The organism is Streptomyces sp. NBC_00335 (genome assembly GCF_036127095.1).
Classification (GTDB): Bacteria; Actinomycetota; Actinomycetes; order Streptomycetales; family Streptomycetaceae; genus Streptomyces.
The window spans coordinates 5,674,113-5,687,617 of sequence record NZ_CP108006.1; the positions used below are offsets into that span (position 1 = coordinate 5,674,113).

The following is a 13,505-nucleotide window of genomic DNA, read 5'->3' on the forward strand; positions in this document are numbered from 1 at the left end:
TGATCAGAAGTGGCCATTTCGCTGTCAGTGGTAGTCCTGTTGGCGATCATCCTCGTGGTGCTCGTCCGCGGAGGCCACCTCAAGGCCGGCCCCGCGATCGTCGCGGTCCTCTTCGGCTTCTTCCTCGCCTCCAGCTCCATCGCCCCGGACGTAAACCGCTTCCTGAACTCCCTCGCGGACACCATCGCGGGCATCAAGCTCTGACCCGTCCCGCCCGGTGACCGCGGTCAATTGGCCGACTGCAGACGCTCGGTGACGGCTGCCAGCGACCCGCTGCACTGGTCGCCCGCGAGGGAGCCGAGGGCGGCACCGGCCATGACGAACGCGTCGAGGAAGCGGGAGCCGCCCGAGGCGTGGAGGTTGCCCAGCTTGTGGGCCATGTACGCCGTTCCGCCGGCGCAGGCCGCCTTGTAGATGCTCTCCAAGTTCGGCGAGAGATCGGTCGTCAGGGCGGACGGTGCCGTGGTGCGCGCGGAGGTGCCCGCCGCGGCGGTGGTGTTCATCGCAGCGTCGATCATGCGGTTCGCGGCGTTGTCCACGGCTGCCGGGTTCTTGACCTCGCAGTGCCGGAACACCAATCCGATGGCCTCCGGGATGAGGGGGGCGTGCGCCGTCTGGAAGCCGGGCAGCCGCTCCAGCAGCCGGTCCGCGGCGGCGGTGCCCCTCGTATCGCTGCTCGCAGGACAGACCCCGCAGGACAGGCGACGAACCCAGCGGGAACGACGAAGGGCCAGGTCGAGGAAACATCCTCTGACCTGGCCCTTTGCGTCTCTGAGCGGGTGACGGGAATCGAACCCGCGTAGCTAGTTTGGAAGATCGCGTACCCGCCCCTGGCCCGACCAGCCAAGACGCTGACCAGCTCGTTCCTGGGATCCTCGCCGCCGTTCCCCTTCACTCCCCGCTCGCCGCCGCCCAACCAGACACGCGAAAGACACGACTTCTACGAGGTCTCTGAAGGACGCGAGTGAACGGGGACCTCCGTCACCGACCTCTTCGCTGCCGTGTTCCGGGCGTGAGCCTCGCGTCGAAGACGTCGCTCATAGTCCGCGATCTGACGCGCCACGGACTCACTGGTAGCGGTTCGGATCACCCGCTCGTTCTCGCGATCCACCAAGAACGGCCCGTTGCCCCCAGGCCGAGGGCGCTGCCCACTCCGCCCCTCACCGACTGCTCCCCAGTAGAAGAGCCATCCGAACGCGAGCTGCTGCACCCGGAGAATCCCAAGCTCATACTCCACACACTCCCGCACTTGCACGATCTCGGCGAGCACCAGCCGGCGGGCGTCCTCCTCAGTCAACATCGTTCGATGGTGCCACGCGTCATCCACCCATGTTGATGTCAGCGCTGGATGTCAGACCCTCGTCCTGCGACTGCTCCAGACCTTCCAGGAACGCGTTGTGGAAGTCGCGCTCGACAGCTCGGCAGGGCGCGCTGAAGAACATGCGCTGGGCATCACCGAGCCCGCATCCCACCACCTGCATGGTGACCCTGACGGCGTCCACCCCGTCGCAGCCCCGCTCCTTCAAGAACTCCTGCAGGGCGTTCCCGTCGCGCCTCGCCGCCCAGACGGGTCCCGCGACTGCGGTCATATCTGCGATCCGAGCCATACGTACGGCATCCACTACGCTTCCCCCTGCTCCTGGACCCGACAGGCCAGACGGCGCCACCCGCGCTAGCGGCTGATCGGAACCTCGTAGACGATCTCGCACAACGCGACGGGAATGACAATGTCCGCCGTCTCCACGGGCTGCCCCTGGTCGCTGTAGTAGGTCCTCCGAATGTGCGTGACCAGAGCGGCCTTCTGAATCCCGAGGAACGATGCTTCCTCGGCGGTCGCCTGCCGCGGCTCCGGCTGCTCTACGGCGTGGCTGACCGTGATCCCAATGACGGCCATCCGGTTCACAACACCAACGCCGGCGTGCGGCCCACCCTCCGGCAGGACCACGAGCGTGCCGGCGGTGAGCTCGTACGGCTCCCAACTCGTCGACAGCTGCACAGGCCTGCCATCGGCAAGGAACTCGTACACAGTGCGCACGCACAGCTCCCCAACCGGGATCCCGAGACGCGCGGCGATCTCGACCGGCGCGGGAACCTTCGCCTCGGTCCGACTCTCCCAGTTGCCCTGCCTACCCAAGGCCTGCATGTCCGCACGGAAAGGCGAACTGCCCGGCTGCTCACGAGCCGACGACCGGACAACCCGCACACGCTGCCGCGGCTCCGCGACATACGTACCCGAGCCCGCTCGTCCCTCCAGCACACCCTGAGAGATCAAGAGCTCCTGCGCCCGGCGCACCACGTTCTCGCCGACACCACACTCCTCGGCGATCTGCGTCCGCGAGGGGAGCCGGTCACCAACGTTCCAGTCATGCTCCGCGATCCGCTGCCGCAGTACGTCGGCGATACGGAGATAAGGCGGCTGCTCAGGCATGTAGAAAATCTAGTCCACTAGCTCTAATCTAGTTAACTAGCTTCACTCAACGTGTTCACTCGGCGACGGAGGCCCTCGGTGCCCGCTTCGGATTCAAGAGCCGAGAGCATCGCCGCCCGACTGTCCGCCATGGGCCTGACCACACGAGTGGAGGAGCACGCCCGCTACACGTCGATCGAAGCGGAGGTACCAGAAGCGCTGCCCGCCTCCACCTGGAGGGAGGTCCTGGAAGTGGCAGCGGAGGCCGACCGCTTCGGACTCCTAGCCAGCAGCTTGACCGGCCGCACCCTCTGGGCCGCCGTACGTAAAGCGGTCCCCGCGACGGGCGACGTCCGGGGACCTGGCCGACAGCAGTAGGAGCTGATCAGCATGTCGAACCGTATGGTCCCCACAACCGCCCGCACCAGGGGGCGCCCCCTCCGGCCGGCATTACCGCCCGCCGCGGACCCCACCCCCTACCGGTCGAGCGCGTGCACGATCGGAACCCACCACGAGTGCGCGCAGTCGTCCCCCGCCACGGGTCCGGTAGGCGTCCCCGTGATCTACGAGGCCTGCGACTGCCCCTGCCACACCCCAAACGACCGGCCCGAACCGCGGCAGGTGACCCAGTGAGCGGATGGACCCCTAGCGGCGCCCTCGCCGCAAACGTCGAGATCACCTCGACCACCGTCCAACGCGGCGACGTAATCCAGATCGGTGGCCAACCGTGCCGCGTCATCGACCTGATCCAACTCCCCGCCAGCGCGAAGCGACTCTGCTTCGAGTCGGGCGAACTCCTGACCATGCACGCCCGAACCCGCTTCATCGCCCTCCGAATGCGGAGGAACTGGTGACCCAACCCGCCCCGTCCCGCCGCCACGCCATCGCCGAGGACCTCCGTAACCAGATCTCGAAGGGTCACTTGAAGGCCGGCGAACGCCTCCCCTCTGAAGCCCGCCTGGCCGCCCACTACGAGGTCAGCACACCCACGCTCCGGAGCGCCCTCGCGCTCCTCCAGGGCGAAGGCCTAGTAGAGAAGATCCACGGCAGCGGCAACTTCGTCCGCCACCCACTCCGCAGGACCACGTACATCGGCGGCGGACACACGCCGAGCGCACCGACCCAGGCCGAGGAGGCTCTCCACACCACAGTCCGCGCCACCAACCTCCGAGCGCACGGCCATCTGACCGTCCTCCTCAAGGTCTCGCCCCGCAGCCCGTTGACTGAGTTCCTCTGCCTTAGCCACGAGGGGAAGACACCGCACAGCCTTGCCCGCATCTACGTCCCCCGAGACCTGGCGCCGACCAGCGTCCCGGAAGGACTGCTCACCGCACGAGTGCCAGACCAGCGCCCACCACTGTCCGTGGTCCAGGAAACGGTCAGCACCCGCCTCCCAACTCCAGTCGAAGCGACAACCCTTCGCATCAGCCCGACCCTGGCCATCCTCTCGATCACACGCGTGGCAAGCGACACGACCGGCCGCGTGGTCGAGGCGGCCCTCCTGACCCTCCCAGGCGACCGCGCCGATGCCGTCTTCACCACGCACCACACGACCGAAGACAGGAGGGCGGAACGATGACACCCCACAACGAGCTGCGACTCCTGCCGTGGTCGGGCCCCGACGGCAAGCCCTGTTTCCTAAGCGCCGACGACACCCCCGGCTACCTGTCCCGGATCGCTGACAATGCCGAGGCGATGCAACTCGACTTGGGCACCGAGCTCATGGACCACGCACTCGACGTACTCGCCGGTAAGGAAGCTGACCCGGACGAAATCCGCGTCCTGGCGGCAGACCTGACCAGAGCACTGCGAGACACAGTCCGCGTAGCAATCAGCCGCGGCCACCGCCTAGAGACATCGGCAGCATCCGCTCGCGGAGAACGCGAAGTCGCACCTCGTCCGCCAACAGCCGTGGGCTAGCGCGACCCCCAACGACAGCAAGCCTCCAGACGAGCGCTGGGGGCTTCGCTGTGTGCGTTGCGACTTTCCAAGCCAGTTGCTGTTCCATGGCCTCGTGTACGAGGCTGTCCACCTGCGTTCACGCCCTGGCGGCATCTCAGTTGAGTTCGGTTGCCGTCCCGCCCTGAGGGCCGTGAACCGAACTGAACGGGACGGAAACTGAGATGGGGGCTCCGGTGGAACGAGTAGAGGCTGAGCTGTTCACCTACGGCGGGAACGACGCCGTGGTGCGCCTCCAGGGCCGCAAGTTTCCTGGTGTCCTGATCCAAGGGGACACCCTCAGCAGCCTCCAAGGGGATGTGGCCGAGCTGATCGAGTTGTGTACCGCGGGCGACCTGGAAGAGGCCAAGTACGTGGCGGGCCTCATCCATGCCGACCTGCGGGAGAAGCTCAAGCGCTACACCGAAGCGCTGGAGGCCCACGGGATCTCCCGCCCTTTCTGATCTGTAGCTGCAGCCAGACTGGTCAGCGATGGCCACACCGGCCCCTTCGAGGCTGCGGAGAGCCACTAGGTGTGCATCCGCCGCCGTTGATGGCCGGCCGCCCTCACTCGTCGTCGCAGCGCTCCAGGATCAACCCGAGGGACCCGTCCTCCAGTCCGTTGCTGTCTTCGAGGTGCAGGTGGCTCCCATCGGGAACACCCTCCCCGGCAAGTACAAGTAGATGCCCTGCAAGCGTTCTGAGCCCCGGGGCATTCGCCTCGATCACGACCTCTCCCCCCAAGCCCCGCACCTCAATCCGCGCGTCCGCCTCCCACGTGAAGACGTGCGCGACACCATCGGTCACGGCCGTGACTTGGGTGCTCTCAACGGGGGCGCTGCGGGATTCAGAGGTCATGGCGACCATCATGCGCCCGGCGCACACGGCTCCGGAGGCCCCGTGCGTCTCAAGTGTTTCAGCAGGCCAGGGGCTCGGGAGGGGACCGTGAGTCGGCCCCCGTCCACGAATAGGCCGCGAGGCCAGCCGAGCCTCGTCGTGTGGTAGCGGTCGGCCGAGGGCTCAGGAGAGACCAGTGCCTGCATGTCATGAGTGGCGCTGAGCTGCATTTTTGTTGATGGAAGTTGGTGCTGGCCGGGCAACGTCCCGCGTACACACCGGAGCGGAGTAGTCCATTCCGGAGTCTGGCCACAGGCGTTGTCGGTGGGCTGTTCTACGGTGTCGCTCATGGCACCTTCTGACATCACACGCGCGGGCATCTTGCGGGCAATTGCAGAGCATGACGAGGTCGGACAGGAGACCTTCCGGGCCACTTACGGCTACCACGCGGCGATCACCTATCTGCTAGTCCATGAGGGGCGGGAGTACGACTCCAAGGCCATCGCTGGCGTTGCTCACCACCGCTACGCACAGACGCTCCGCTAGGCGTCCAAGCATGCGGACAAAGGACTGTGAAGAGTGTGGGGCCCCGTTCGCTCCCTCAGGGCCAGCTCGTTACTGCGGAGAACGCTGCCGTGCAGAAGGGAAGGCGCTGAAACTGACAGCGGGCATGTACGGGCTTACCTTGGAGCAGGTCCGCATGGTTCGCACGGTGGGTGCCTGCATGATCTGCTCATCGACAGTATCCGGATTCGAGTCCGGCATATTTGCCGTAGATCATTGTCATGACAGTCAAATCGTCCGCGGCATCCTCTGTCAAGCCTGCAATTTTCTTCTGGGCAACGCTCGCGATAATGTCGAAATTCTCTTGAGCGCTATAAAATACCTACTCAAAGACCATGCGGCTGAGCCATGGAATCAAGGTAGGAGTCGAGCCGAAGTGGTCGCTCACCGAAAAGAGCAGCGGCTCTCGGCTCGACTCGAACGCGCCGAGAGTGATCTAGAGATGGCTGAGCGGCGTATCAGGGAACTCGAATCCGTCTTGTCGGAGGTAGCTGAAGACACGGCAGTGGCTGCACGTCGTCGAGCCAGGGATGCCGATGCGGTCGAGAGATTCGTCAGCGAGTTCATTGCGCCTGCTGCCCGCAGTTCGCGCGTCGCGGCCAGCGCCATACGCACCACTTGGGCTGACTGGACGGGAGGCGCAGTATGCCCAGTTCGGAGCCTTCACGATGCTCTCCATAAGGTGGGAGGCGTCGAGCGCCGATCCTCGACCGGTAAGTACTGGGTCGGAATAGCCCTTCGGTCAATCCCATCGGGTCGTGCGGAGAACTAGACAGCGACGGTATACGGATCCGGAGGCCCCGTGAACCTCGAGTTGACAGTTGTCATGCAGTGGTGAGAGCCCCATGTGTCAGCCTGCCTGAACGACAGCCCTCACCTTCGGCCCAAGCCACGCCCATTCGGAGTGGTTCTGGATGCGTTCAAAAACGGCGGTCGGGGCAGACGATTCCCGAAGCGCACACACAACGTAAAGCCAGTAAAGGGACTCGGCAAGGAAGTACTGGGAGCTGCCACCTTGATTGGGTCGCTTGCCAAGATGGTGGCCAATGTCATCCCGGTTGGACTTTACAATGCGAGACCAGGCGTCAACATCCCCGACAAGCTCCGCAAAAAGGTCTCCTCCCAGATTGCAGCAATGATCTAGGGCGCCGGGTAGCTTAACGTTTTTATAGCCGATTCGAGTTCGCCCGAAGGCTTCAATGGCAACGGCGCGATGAAACAGGCGGTCTTCGACGAAGAGCCCAGCTCGATAACGGCTAGCCATTACGCGGCCGAGAGTGTCGCGATGGCGGACCATGCTCTCCATCCAATTCGACACCCCATCGATTCCACCAAGCTCGTCGAAAGTGAAGAACATCTCCGCAGCATGGCGAATTCCTGGCTTCTTGCTGGTGTCTCTTGCGATCCACTCGGCAAATAGTGTGATCGGAATTCGGTGATTTTGGTCACCGGAATCTACCGCAACATCGGGATGGCAGAAACTGAGTTGGTCATATTCTGCGACGCGTCCGGTGGCAATGCTGACCAAGTCCTGCAAGTCGCTTACATGCTCGATGGCATCCGACGTCGAAATCAAGCCGGGAAATTCAAGACGCCATACGTAGCGCTCGCGAAGCGACTGCTCTGTCCCGGTATGGGAAGGCAGCCCGATGCGATGCTCGAGTTTGATTGACAGGCCGCTGGGCAAGGTGGCGCACCGCTCGGGCTGCCGGCGCACCTCCAATGATGCGTAAGGACTTCCTTCTGTGGTCTCCTCGTGGGTGTAGTGCTTTGCGATAATTCCTCGGTTCCCTACCCATTGAGTCAGGTGGCGCATGTCAGCTGTCACGCCATCGGCATTGGGCTCGTCGTCTTCAGTGAACCATGTCCCCTTGAATACTTGTTGTACTGAAATCCTCTCGACCTCGCCGGTGTAGTTTTTCTGAAAGCAGTCTTCGAGTGTAAACTCCTTTCGGCCTGCGAGTCCGTGAATTCGGCTGTATATTCCGTCATTCGCTTGCAATGCATCTTGGGGGTTAAAGGTGCCGATCAGGCGGAGCTCGGTTCCTGTATCTGGATGATAAGAGAGAATGCCCGCTACTTTGTTCCCCTCGTCGCTTGGCAGCCACCATTGGCCCTCGACTTCCAGGCTACGTGAATCCTCGGGCATTCTTGATCTCCTACGGTGAGTCCGAGTGCTTGCAAGGCTCCTGCTTGTCAGGATGCCACCTAGGGGGTCTGCTCTGAGTTATTTTCGCGAGCCCGGATGCTTAGCGGTATGCCTCAGTGGATCGGTCCATCCGCGGGTGATCTTGAAAACCGTCGTGGCGCGAGTCGCGGTGGGTTTAAATCCCACACCCACCGCAGGTGAACGGCCCCTGACCAGCCAAAACGGTCAGGGGTCGTTCGCATGAGCGTGGTCCGGCAGCGCCCGTCGTTCCCCGCTGTTTCCCCCTGGAACGGGCACGGGAGGGGCGCGGCCCGCCATCTGATCCGTACCTCTGGCCAGACCGGTCAGCGACGGCCATCGGCTGCTACAAGCTCCCGGAGGAGCGGTGCTGTACGGGCCGGTTACTGGGGGGCGGTGCCGCGTTGCTGTACTCAGTGCGACGGACGGCAGGGGCGCTCTAAGGTTCGCTCATGAAGTGGCTTGCAACAATCTTCGCTGCCCTCGGGGGCGTTCTTCCTATCGCCGCGGTGCTCTGGGGTTGGCGATCAACTCGCAGGGAGTACAAGCGGTTGGTGTCTGATCTCGACGCCATCGACGCTGTCATACATGCCCCTGAAGGGACGTACCCGGATATGACGGCCCAGTCCGACGCAATGAAGGCAATTCGCGCGCCGCATTTCACATACGGACGCACCATGTACACCTACGAGTGGATCCAGCGGTTGATCCTTGAGCAAGCGATGTCGGAACTCCGAGGGCCAGCGTGGCTTGCTGGGGCAGGTATCGCCTTCGGCACGGCGGCGAGTGTTTGGTCCACCTGGCTGTAGCTCAGCCACAGCCGACCCCTGCTGTCATCCCGTCTGCCGTCGTCCCACACGTAGTGGTAGCGGGGCAGTCGTCAGGGGCCCAGGTGGAGCGCCCTGCTGGACGAACGACCTGGGCCCCTGGCGGCTGGTCTGCTACGGCTTGCCCTGGGACGACGGCAGGCGGGATGACAGCCCCCACCCCGAACCACAACGGAGCCGCGGGCGCACGACTGGCCCCCGCCATCCCAGAGTCAGAGCGCCCCCGCCGGAGGCATCAGTCCTGACGGACGGCTCACCGATCAGGCCGGGCTTACCCAGCCCATCAAGTCCTGAGCCATTGGCGCGCGGCTGGCGTCCCGGGCTGGAGCGGGGCGCAGACAGGAGCGCAGGCCCGGGGCGACGGGCGCGCGACGCCGCCTTGGCGGCGGAAGCGCCCTTGATGAAGTAGGGAAACTCTTATCGCGCTAGGGCCCGGTGGCTGCAAGGGTGGCCCGGTTGGCGTTGATGTGCGCTGCCAGTTCGGTAAGCGCACACTCGATGCGGGCACTGGCGATCGGGTCGAAGTCCGATACTTCGGCCGCTGTGGCCAGGTAGTTGGAGGGCTCGATCCCCCAGGCCTCGATCAGGCTCCATCCAGCCTGGACCTGGGCAGTCTGTCCGTCTGCGGATGACACTCGTAGCCAGGCTGTGCACTGGTCCGAGAAGTCGTACGGCAGATAGGCGGTGCCGCCTACATCCTTGAGCTCGATGATCTGTGCGCCCCACTGCTCCAGCAGCCGAGCGAGCCGCGCACCCAGGCCGCCTGGGGCAGTCGCCGAGTCATCGATCGCGAGGTAGTACGAATCGCATGGGTGCTGGTGGGAGCCGATGCGTAGCCGGAGGTCTTTGTGGTCCCCTCGGGTGCGGACACGGTCAAAGTGCAGAGCGATGTCCGCGGGCATGAGCGTCTCTTTCAGTACGTGCTTGTGGTCAGCTGGCGGCCGTCGTGGCTGCGGACGTGGGGGCCTGCGTCGTCCAGGGCGTCTAGGAGACGGATCGCGTAGACCTCGGACATTTGGGCGGTGACCTCTTCTGGGGTGAGCCATGCGACCGCGGTCGATTCCGCCGAGGTGCGCTCGGTGCCGCCTGCCGGCTTGCAGCGGAAGACCAGGGCGACGATGCCTCGGGTGGTGTTCTTGTAGACCCCGGTGAGCTTGTCTACCTCGACCTTGATGCCCGTCTCCTCCAGGACCTCGCGGCGGACGCCGGCCTCCGGGGACTCGGTGAGTTCGAGTACTCCGCCCGGCAGTTCCCAAGTCCCGTTGTCCGCGCGACGGATCGCCAGGAGTCGGCCGTCCTCGCGCAGCACTGCCCCGGCTACGGACACGGAGTGCAGTGGCGTTGACTTGGCCTGCGGGGAACCCGTACTCATGTACAGGAGCATAGGAGGAAGAGAAGGACTATGGGAACCGCAGTAGGAGGGGGCCGAGGGGCTGTGCCGCGCTACGTGCAGATCGCTGAGGACATCGTGCAGCAGATCCGCGCCGGGGTGCTGAGTGCCGGCGACATGGTGCCGAGTGAGTCCGAGCTCGTGGAGCGCTACGGCGTCGCGGGCGGGACGATCCGCAAGGCCATGGTGGAGGTTCGGGCCAGCGGGCTCGTGGAGACCCGGCATGGCAAGGGGTCGCTGGTGAAGGCTCGGCCGCCCGTGCGGCACCGGTCCTCCGATCGCTTCCGGCGTACGCATCGGCAGGAGGGTAGGGCGGCGTACCTCGCTGAGTCCGCGCAGTCCGGGGCCGAGGCCAAGGTGAGCGTGCTGTTCATCGGGCCGATGGAGGCGCCGGAGGAGATCGCGTCGCGGCTCGGGGTCACCGCGGGGACTCAGGTGCTGGCCCGGCGTCGGCTGTACTTCCGGAACGGGACGCCCGTAGAGACGGCCACCTCGTACCTGCCCTGGGACGTCGTGAAGGACATCCCGGAGCTCTTCGCCGAGAATCCGGGGCCCGGCGGCATCTACGCACGGCTGGAGGATCACGGCCACGTCTTCGCCGAGTACGTGGAGACGCTCCAGGCCCGGCCAGCCGCCAAGGCTGAGGCGACCGAGCTATCGCTGACTCCCGGCGCACCCGTGGTGCATCTGCTCCGCGATGCCGTCACGGAGGAAGGCCGTGTGGTCGAGGTCTGCGACACCCTCATGGCCGCTGACCAGTTCGTCTTCGAGTACCGGATCCCCGCACGCGACTGACGCTCGCTCAACTCCCCACAGCCCGCTACGAGTTTCTCTTCGTAGCGGGTTGACTCATGTATAGGAGTCGGGCACTCTTCTTCATGTCACTCCTGTACATGAGTGACGGAGTTCAGCATCTATAGAGGAGTGATCCGCTGTGCGTCAGATTCCCGTCGACACCTCGGCCGCCATGGTGATGGTCGCCCAGCCCCCGGCCGTGAAGATCAAGGACCGTCGGACCGGCGAGATCGCCACCGACCCCGAGACCGGGTCCCAGATGATGACCGTGGACGTGCTGTTCGCCTCCTACGGAGAGGCGGAGGTCCTGTCGGTGGTCGTGCCGGCGCCCGGGATCTCGGGGGAGCTGGTCATGGGTACCCCCGTCGCCCTGACCGGCCTCGTCGCCCGCCCGTGGGAGAACGAGTTCAACGGCCAGAAGCGCCACGGCATCAGCTTCCGCGCCGTCGCCGTCACCTCGCTCACCGCCAAGGCGGGCTGAGCATGAACGCCTTATGGGTCACGCTGCTGGTGGTCCTCGCCCTGGCACTCGTACTGCGCTGGCAGCGGCCCACCTGGTACTGGATGACCTTCGGGGTCACCTTCGCGACGATCCGCGTACTGATCCGCTACCGCTCGGTGATGGACGCCTGCGGGCTCACCGTCCCGCCCTCCCGCTGGCGACTAGCACTCGCTCGGGTGGCTAACAGGCCCGCACCTGAGGCTCGTTCGCCGCGCATCCTGCGGCTGCGGCCCACCTCGACCGGCCTGGTCCTACGGCTGAAACTCCGGCCCGGACAAGACGCGTTCGACTTCTCCGCCTCGTCGGACCGGCTCCGCCACTCCTTCGCCCTCCACAACGTCGTCTCGCACGAGATCCGCTCCAGCGTCGTCGAGCTGAGGATGACCGGATACGACGTACTCAAGCGGGTAAGCATGCCGACTGCTGCCGCGCCCGATGAACCGCTCCGCGTGCCGGTGGCCCTGCGGGAAGACGGGCAGGTTCATCACCGGGACTACCGGCAGGTCCCGCACGCCTTGAACGTCGGCGCGACCAAGTCCGGGAAGTCCGTCTACCAACGCACGCTCGTCTCCGGCCTGGCCTCACAGAACGTCGCCCTCGTCGGCATCGACTGCAAGAACGGCGTGGAACTCTCGCCGATGGCCCGGCGGTTCACCGCCCTCGCCGACAACCCGGACGATGCAGCGGAGCTGCTCGCCGCACTCGTCCAGTACATGAGCCGCGTCTACCAGGTAATCCGGGCCGAGCAACGGATCAGCATCGACCTCCCGGATGCGGAGATCACCGCCGAAATTTGGGACCTGCCCGCGCACCTTCGCCCCGTACCCGTCGTGCTGCTGGTGGATGAGGTTGCGGAGCTCGCCCTCGCCGCGGGTAAGGCAGAGGAGGCTCGACGGGACCAGATCGTCACCGACCTGGTCCGCCTCGCCCAGCTCGGCCGTGCCGCCGGCATCCACCTGGAGATCTGCGGCCAGCGCTTCGGCTCCGAACTCGGCAAGGGCATCACCATGCTCCGCGCCCAGCTCACCGGCCGTACCGCCCACCGCGTCAACGACGAAACCTCGGCCAACATGGCCTTCGGGGACATCTCCCCGGACGCCGTCCTCGCCGCCGTCCAGATCGACAAAGACCGCCCCGGCACCGCCGTGGCCGGAGACTCCTCCGGCGGCTGGTCCCGCATCCGGGCCCCGCACACCACGCTCCGCCAGGCCGTGAACACCTGCAACGCCCAAGCGCACCGCACCCCGAGCATCCCGGAGTTGGAGCCCTTCCGGCCCGCGCTCCCGGTACGCGTCCTCGTCGGCAAGGTCCAGCCGAAGACCGCCTCGGCACCTGCCTTCTGATCACTAGCCCCACCCGGTCGGCGCGGCCTCATCGCGCCAAGTCCCTACCCCACCCATGCCCGAAACGAGGTGAACACCATGACCCGCCTGGTCCGCCCGGACGCCGTCCTCGTCCAGGCCGTCATCGCCGGAGCCCTCTCCTTCGCCCACCTCCACGACCTCGCCGAAGCCGCCGGACAGGACGGCTGGAAGGCCTGGGCCTACCCGGTCAGCGTGGACCTGCTCCTCGTCGCCGCCTGGCACCGCCTCCGGTCCCTCCGGGATGCGGGGGAGCCCTCGCGGTCGGCCTGGTCCTGGTTCGCCGTAGCCCTCGCGGCCTCGCTCGGCGCGAACGTCGCGACCGCCGGCCTACTCGACCTCCGCGATGTCCCTGACTGGCTCCGCATCCTCGTCGCTGGATGGCCGGCACTCGCCTTCCTCGGCGGCACGCTCTTGGTCCACCGGCCTACGTCGCCCAGCGCACCGGAGCTCGGCCCTGACCCGGCGCCCCTGCCCGTGGTCGAGCGGGCGACAGAACCCGGCGTACAGGCCGACGAGTTCCCCGCCCTACCCGCTCCAGCCCCGGTGCCCGCGACGACGGTCACCGCTCCGCCCGCCCTCGTCGCGCACGCCCAGAAGATCGCCGCCGACCACCGCACCCGCACCGGCTTGGACATCGACACCGAGACCCTGCGCGCCCGGCTCGGCGTACCGCCCGCCATGGCCGAAGCCATCGCCGCCCAGCTCGCCTGAGGA

At 65.8% G+C, this 13,505-nt stretch carries 19 protein-coding genes; 12 read left to right on the forward strand and 7 right to left on the reverse strand.

Features of this window, described 5'->3' with window-relative positions:
• The first annotated feature begins 9 nt into the window (after window positions 1-9).
• Window positions 10-204: a hypothetical protein gene (locus OHA37_RS25515; protein WP_250739483.1), complete on the forward strand. Its 195-nt coding sequence runs from the start codon at window positions 10-12 to the stop codon at window positions 202-204.
• A 23-nt stretch (window positions 205-227) separates the two neighbouring features.
• On the opposite strand, the gene OHA37_RS25520 is transcribed toward OHA37_RS25515, so the two are convergent.
• The 3 genes from OHA37_RS25520 to OHA37_RS25530 form a co-directional block, all read right to left on the reverse strand.
• The gene (locus OHA37_RS25520; RefSeq protein WP_266908869.1) at window positions 228-578 is read right to left on the reverse strand and encodes a hypothetical protein; all 351 of its coding nucleotides are present in this window, start codon (window positions 576-578) and stop codon (window positions 228-230) included.
• Window positions 579-1,319: 741 nt separating this feature from the next.
• Window positions 1,320-1,589, reverse strand: coding sequence for a hypothetical protein (locus OHA37_RS25525; RefSeq protein ID WP_266908871.1), 270 nt, complete (start codon window positions 1,587-1,589; stop codon window positions 1,320-1,322).
• Between the two features lie 83 nt (window positions 1,590-1,672).
• A complete protein-coding gene (locus tag OHA37_RS25530; protein ID WP_266908873.1) occupies window positions 1,673-2,428 on the reverse strand; it encodes a GntR family transcriptional regulator in 756 nt (251 codons plus the stop codon).
• A gap of 78 nt (window positions 2,429-2,506) precedes the next feature.
• Between OHA37_RS25530 and OHA37_RS25535 the strand changes: the two genes are divergently transcribed.
• The 4 genes from OHA37_RS25535 (at window position 2,507) to OHA37_RS25555 (ending at window position 4,809) form a co-directional block, all read left to right on the forward strand.
• On the forward strand, window positions 2,507-2,785 hold the full coding sequence (locus OHA37_RS25535) for a hypothetical protein (protein ID WP_266908875.1): 279 nt from the start codon (window positions 2,507-2,509) through the stop codon (window positions 2,783-2,785).
• 251 nt (window positions 2,786-3,036) lie between these two features.
• Window positions 3,037-3,261: a hypothetical protein gene (locus tag OHA37_RS25540; protein ID WP_266908877.1), complete on the forward strand. Its 225-nt coding sequence runs from the start codon at window positions 3,037-3,039 to the stop codon at window positions 3,259-3,261.
• On the forward strand, window positions 3,258-3,986 hold the full coding sequence (locus OHA37_RS25545) for a GntR family transcriptional regulator (protein ID WP_266908879.1): 729 nt from the start codon (window positions 3,258-3,260) through the stop codon (window positions 3,984-3,986). The genes OHA37_RS25540 and OHA37_RS25545 overlap by 4 nt, the downstream gene beginning before the upstream one ends.
• 556 nt (window positions 3,987-4,542) lie before the next feature.
• Window positions 4,543-4,809: a DUF6959 family protein gene (locus tag OHA37_RS25555; RefSeq protein WP_266908883.1), complete on the forward strand. Its 267-nt coding sequence runs from the start codon at window positions 4,543-4,545 to the stop codon at window positions 4,807-4,809.
• A gap of 103 nt (window positions 4,810-4,912) precedes the next feature.
• Here OHA37_RS25555 and OHA37_RS25560 read toward each other — a convergent pair whose 3' ends face one another.
• Entirely contained in the window at window positions 4,913-5,203 is a 291-nt protein-coding gene (locus OHA37_RS25560; RefSeq protein ID WP_266908885.1) for an Imm32 family immunity protein, read from the reverse strand.
• A 327-nt stretch (window positions 5,204-5,530) separates the two neighbouring features.
• Between OHA37_RS25560 and OHA37_RS25565 the strand changes: the two genes are divergently transcribed.
• Window positions 5,531-5,728: a hypothetical protein gene (locus OHA37_RS25565; RefSeq protein ID WP_323182365.1), complete on the forward strand. Its 198-nt coding sequence runs from the start codon at window positions 5,531-5,533 to the stop codon at window positions 5,726-5,728.
• Between the two features lie 124 nt (window positions 5,729-5,852).
• Window positions 5,853-6,518 carry an endonuclease domain-containing protein gene (locus OHA37_RS40805; RefSeq protein WP_353963462.1) on the forward strand — a complete coding sequence of 222 codons (666 nt, stop codon included), beginning with the start codon at window positions 5,853-5,855 and terminating at the stop codon, window positions 6,516-6,518.
• Between the two features lie 78 nt (window positions 6,519-6,596).
• Here the strand turns inward: OHA37_RS40805 and OHA37_RS25570 are convergent, their stop codons facing one another.
• Entirely contained in the window at window positions 6,597-7,895 is a 1,299-nt protein-coding gene (locus OHA37_RS25570; protein WP_266908887.1) for a hypothetical protein, read from the reverse strand.
• 470 nt (window positions 7,896-8,365) lie between these two features.
• On the opposite strand from OHA37_RS25570, the gene OHA37_RS25575 reads away from it, so the two are divergent.
• Window positions 8,366-8,722, forward strand: a complete 357-nt coding sequence (locus OHA37_RS25575; RefSeq protein WP_266908889.1) for a hypothetical protein — start codon at window positions 8,366-8,368, stop codon at window positions 8,720-8,722.
• Window positions 8,723-9,165: 443 nt separating this feature from the next.
• Here the strand turns inward: OHA37_RS25575 and OHA37_RS25580 are convergent, their stop codons facing one another.
• Both OHA37_RS25580 and OHA37_RS25585 read right to left on the reverse strand, forming a co-directional pair.
• Window positions 9,166-9,642, reverse strand: coding sequence for a hypothetical protein (locus OHA37_RS25580; RefSeq protein ID WP_266908891.1), 477 nt, complete (start codon window positions 9,640-9,642; stop codon window positions 9,166-9,168).
• 11 nt (window positions 9,643-9,653) lie between these two features.
• Window positions 9,654-10,124: an NUDIX hydrolase gene (locus OHA37_RS25585; protein WP_266908893.1), complete on the reverse strand. Its 471-nt coding sequence runs from the start codon at window positions 10,122-10,124 to the stop codon at window positions 9,654-9,656.
• 18 nt (window positions 10,125-10,142) lie between these two features.
• On the opposite strand from OHA37_RS25585, the gene OHA37_RS25590 reads away from it, so the two are divergent.
• From OHA37_RS25590 to OHA37_RS25605, 4 genes are all read left to right on the forward strand, one after another.
• Window positions 10,143-10,925, forward strand: coding sequence for a GntR family transcriptional regulator (locus tag OHA37_RS25590; protein WP_266908895.1), 783 nt, complete (start codon window positions 10,143-10,145; stop codon window positions 10,923-10,925).
• 139 nt (window positions 10,926-11,064) lie between these two features.
• Entirely contained in the window at window positions 11,065-11,406 is a 342-nt protein-coding gene (locus OHA37_RS25595) for an SCO3933 family regulatory protein (protein WP_052871649.1), read from the forward strand.
• Window positions 11,407-11,408: 2 nt separating this feature from the next.
• A complete protein-coding gene (locus tag OHA37_RS25600) occupies window positions 11,409-12,770 on the forward strand; it encodes an FtsK/SpoIIIE domain-containing protein (protein ID WP_266908898.1) in 1,362 nt (453 codons plus the stop codon).
• 78 nt (window positions 12,771-12,848) lie between these two features.
• Window positions 12,849-13,502, forward strand: coding sequence for a DUF2637 domain-containing protein (locus OHA37_RS25605; RefSeq protein WP_266908900.1), 654 nt, complete (start codon window positions 12,849-12,851; stop codon window positions 13,500-13,502).
• The last annotated feature ends 3 nt before the right edge of the window (window positions 13,503-13,505 follow it).